The organism is Bacillus sp. LL01 (genome assembly GCF_001037965.1).
In genome coordinates this window covers 1-4,143 of sequence record NZ_LFEL01000182.1, presented here as the reverse complement: position 1 = coordinate 4,143, position 4,143 = coordinate 1, and the positions used below count along the sequence as shown (strand labels likewise).

5 protein-coding genes are annotated in these 4,143 nt (G+C 39.7%); 3 read left to right on the top strand and 2 right to left on the bottom strand.

Annotated elements, in window-relative coordinates; all coding sequences use genetic code 11:
- From AB685_RS27515 to AB685_RS27505, 3 genes are all read left to right on the top strand, one after another.
- Positions 1-200: DUF6773 family protein (locus AB685_RS27515; protein ID WP_047973785.1), on the top strand; the 200-nt coding region annotated here is incomplete at its 5' end.
- Between the two features lie 4 nt (positions 201-204).
- Entirely contained in the window at positions 205-399 is a 195-nt protein-coding gene (locus AB685_RS27510; RefSeq protein WP_047973786.1) for a helix-turn-helix transcriptional regulator, read from the top strand.
- 185 nt (positions 400-584) lie between these two features.
- Positions 585-1,943 carry a sodium-dependent transporter gene (locus AB685_RS27505; protein ID WP_047973784.1) on the top strand — a complete coding sequence of 453 codons (1,359 nt, stop codon included), beginning with the start codon at positions 585-587 and terminating at the stop codon, positions 1,941-1,943.
- Between the two features lie 170 nt (positions 1,944-2,113).
- Here AB685_RS27505 and AB685_RS27500 read toward each other — a convergent pair whose 3' ends face one another.
- Both AB685_RS27500 and AB685_RS27495 read right to left on the bottom strand, forming a co-directional pair.
- The gene (locus AB685_RS27500; protein ID WP_047973783.1) at positions 2,114-3,160 is read right to left on the bottom strand and encodes a family 43 glycosylhydrolase; all 1,047 of its coding nucleotides are present in this window, start codon (positions 3,158-3,160) and stop codon (positions 2,114-2,116) included.
- 69 nt (positions 3,161-3,229) lie between these two features.
- Positions 3,230-4,143, bottom strand: a 914-nt coding sequence (locus tag AB685_RS27495) for a glycoside hydrolase family 2 TIM barrel-domain containing protein (protein ID WP_047973782.1), incomplete at its 5' end; no start/stop codon positions are given.

Genomic DNA, 4,143 nt, shown 5'->3' with positions numbered 1-4,143 from the left:
TTCTTTTCGCAACGAACAGCGCCATCAACTATGCAGAGGGCACCCAGCAAGCCATATCTTACTTTGCTATCGTATTTGGTGTTTCCCTATTTATCTACGCTCCATTCTTTATCTTATTTACATGGGTAACTCATACGGCTGCCAAGAAGAAGAGTGATCAAATCAATCAAAAGCAATTAGATGAAGATGAAGGCAAGTGATCGGATGAAAAATATACGATTAAAAATGGCTCGCATTGAACATGACCTTTCACAGGAAGACTTGGCTAAAAAAGTGGGCGTTACTAGACAAACAATCGGTCTCATTGAAGCAGGGAAATACAATCCCACGTTAAATTTATGCCTTGCCATCTGTAAGATATTAGATAAAACATTAGATGAATTGTTTTGGAAGGAATAAGACATCAATCATAAGAAGGCACAACGAGCGATTACTTGAATACGGTAGTCGCTTTTTCTTCTATAAAAAATAGTGAGAATGGTAAGAAATTTCCGGTTGTTCTGGCAGTATTGCTTTGTTACTATAGGTAAGTTGAAATTATTTTATTTTTATACAGTACAGTAGAGAAGTAGGAGTTGAAGGGATTGGAAACGCAAAACGAACAATGGTCGTCGAAGATAGGATTTATTTATGCGACGGCAGGTACAGCAATCGGTCTTGGAGCGATTTGGAAATTCCCTTATGTAGCGGGAACGAGTGGTGGAGGCGCCTTTTTCTTATTATTTATTTTGTTTACTCTCTTAATCGGCTTGCCGCTTTTAATAGGTGAATTTATCCTCGGTCGTCATACAGGGAAAGATGCTATCTCAACATACAAAGAGCTAGCTCCAAAATCAACATGGGTAGCAACGGGTTGGATTGGTGTCATCACATGCTTCATTATTCTTACGTTTTATAGCGTAGTTGGTGGCTGGATTTTGATCTATTTAGCCAGTGCCATWACGGGACAACTATCTGGTTTAAGCGTCGATCAACTTGGGAATCAATTAGGAAATAGTATTGCCAATCCATATGCGACATTGGCTGCACAATTACTATTTATCTTATTTACAGTACTCGTTGTTTCAAAAGGAATTCAAAGAGGAATTGAGCGAGCAAGTAAATTGATGATGCCTGCATTATTTATTCTGCTAATCATTATTGCCATCCGATCTCTTACTCTAGAGGGTGCGATGGAAGGGGTACAATTTTTATTGCTGCCAGATTTATCAAGCATCACATCAGAGACGATTTTATTTGCACTCGGACAGGCTTTATTTGCTTTATCACTTGGGATCTCGATTATGGTTACGTACAGTTCCTATGTGCCAAAAACGCAAAGCTTGCCACTAGCAGCAGGTTCCATTGGGATTATGAACATTTTTGTTGCTCTTTTAGCCGGGTTAATTATTTTTCCTGGGGTATTTACATTTGGTCTTGAACCGAGTGAAGGTCCGCAATTAATCTTTGTCGTCCTTCCAGCAATTTTTGAACAGATGCTACTTGGGCAATTTTTATTAATCGCCTTTCTAGTGTTATTTTTATTCGCAGCACTTACGTCGGCATTTTCACTACTAGAAATCATCGTTGCATCACGAGTGAAAAAAGATTCGACCAAACGCGTAAAAGCAAGCTGGATCATAGGACTATCCGCATTTATATGCGGCATTCCTGCTTGTTTATCATTTGGAGTAATGGCAGATGTAGAGATCTTCGGCCGGACCTTCTTTGATGCAGCTGATCAATTAGCGAGTAATATCTTAATGCCTTTAGGGGCCCTATTAATCTCATTGTTTGTTCCACTTAAAATGTCTAAAACGACACTATTTAATGAATTAAAACAAGGTTCTTCAGTGGGGTCTAAGCTATTTATCACTTGGTACTTCCTCTTAAAATATGTAACACCATTTGCGATCATCATCGTATTTCTTGATGCCATTGGCTTGTTCTCATTTTGGAGATAACGTGACATTAGAAAATCAATAGGAAGTCGAGTATGAAATCGTAATTGGTTTTGTACTCGATTTTTTATTATGTTTAAACTCATAAAAAAACCTTAAAAGGCAATGGCCAATCAAGGTTTAAAAAGTAAAACTTGCTATTTGATGAGACCCTCACAACTATTAGCAATCTATTATTCAAAATAAGGAKCTTCTTGTTCGCCTTTGCTAGGAGTTCCCCCCTCGACAACCGGCCAACCACCAACCCATTGAAGGGGGTCGATCATTAATGGTCTTCTTGTCGCTCCTAATGGAAGATAAGGTTGATCTCTTTCAATTGCATGGTAGATCAACCAATCGACATCATTATCATCCGTTACCAATGCATTATGGCCAGGTCCCACAAAAACTTGCTCTTCATCGCTGCTACTATCCAAAGATTCACCCTCTAATAGTAGGGTTCCATGGGTATCAAGTATATTTAAACCATCTTGATCTACGTATGGCCCTTCAATGTTCTCTGCTCTTGCTACTGCCAATCTATATTGGCTTGCAATCCCTTCACAGCAGGATCCTAGGGAACCAAAGAAATAGTAATAACCTTCCCGTTCAATGATATAAGGAGCTTCAAAGGCATCTCCTGCAATTTGAAAAGGTTCTCCTGAGACTTCCGTGCCATCCTCCGTTAATGTTACACCGTAGATGCCGTGGAAGCTCCCCCAAAATAAGTAGTTTTGTTCTCCGTCTCTATAAAACGCCGGGTCAATGGAGTTATTCACGCCTATTTCTGAGCTAGTAAATAATTTTCCTTGATCTTCAAATGGTCCCTCTGGTGAATCGGCTATAGCAAGACCAATACCTGGGTCTGGATCGCCCCAAGTGGAAATGGCGTAATAGAGATAGTATTTGTCATTGTGGTAAACAATATCAGGTGCCCATAAAAAACCTTGATCTTTCCATTCCGGCTTTTCTATTAACGCTTCTCCCACATACTCCCAATCTATTAAGTTAGTTGAGCGAACAATTGGAATCAATGGCTGCCCACGTTCATCCCCAAAATGATCTTCCGTGCCGTACGCATAAAAATATCCATCTTCAGCTTGTATGATGGAAGGATCGGCCAAAACTGGTTCAAATACAGGGTTTTGATAAGCTACTTCCATGTTGGAAGTATTCTCACTTGCCTGCTTACACCCTACTAAACTTATTAAGATTAAGCATAAAAGTAAAAGTCTTTTCATCTCTTTCTCCTTTATATAGAGTTTGCGGATAAAAATACGCCTTGTAAAAAACAAGGCGTACATGACTTATCATTTCTGCATATTAATTTCACGAATTTGCTTGAGGTCGCATTTTGGTTTGCGATCATAAGTCAGTAATCCGTTAATTTCTTGCTCAACATCGGTTAATTGTGTATAACAGAAGCCTTGAAGAACTGGCGATGCAAAGAGAGCTTCATTCACTTTGCGGTACTCCTCAACCAGGCTCTCTGCTGAGTGCACTGCCGAATACCCCCAGCCTTCTTGTTCAWCTACTTTATAAGCAATTCCTCCATATTCTGTTAACAGAATAGGCTCGCCTCTATAAGCATATCCATTTGCATAGATTGGACGCTTTGCAGGTTCTGTTGTCACTGCCTTTTCAGTCGATACGTATGCTTCTAGAATCTCTTCAGGTGAGTTGTAGTTATGAATGCCACATATATCTGAAATGGTATGCTCCCAGCCTTCATTAGATAATACAGGGCGTGTTGTATCAATTGATTTTGTTAAATAATACATCGATGTCGCATGATTCTGTTGCTGCTGATCATAGGCAACACGGGAAATCCCCCAGCTTTCATTTAACGGCACCCAGACGATGATGCTTGGGTGATTATAATCTCTCTTTACAACATTAAACCATTCGGTTGCGATTCTTCTAGCGGCTTCTTCGCTGTATTCTGAGCAATTTGCCATTTCACCCCATACTAAAAATCCTAGCTTATCTGCCCAATAGAAGTACCTGGGATCCTCGACTTTTTGATGTTTTCTAGCGCCATTAAAGCCCATTTCTTTTGCAAGTACAATATCGTTTTTCAAGTCTTCATCAGTCGGCGCTGTCAATAGTGCTTTCGGGAAATACCCTTGGTCAAGTACCAGCTTCTGATAGTAAGGCTTGTTGTTTAACAAGAATGTTCCGTTCTCAATGGATACTTTCCTCATTCCAAAATAAGAATCAACCT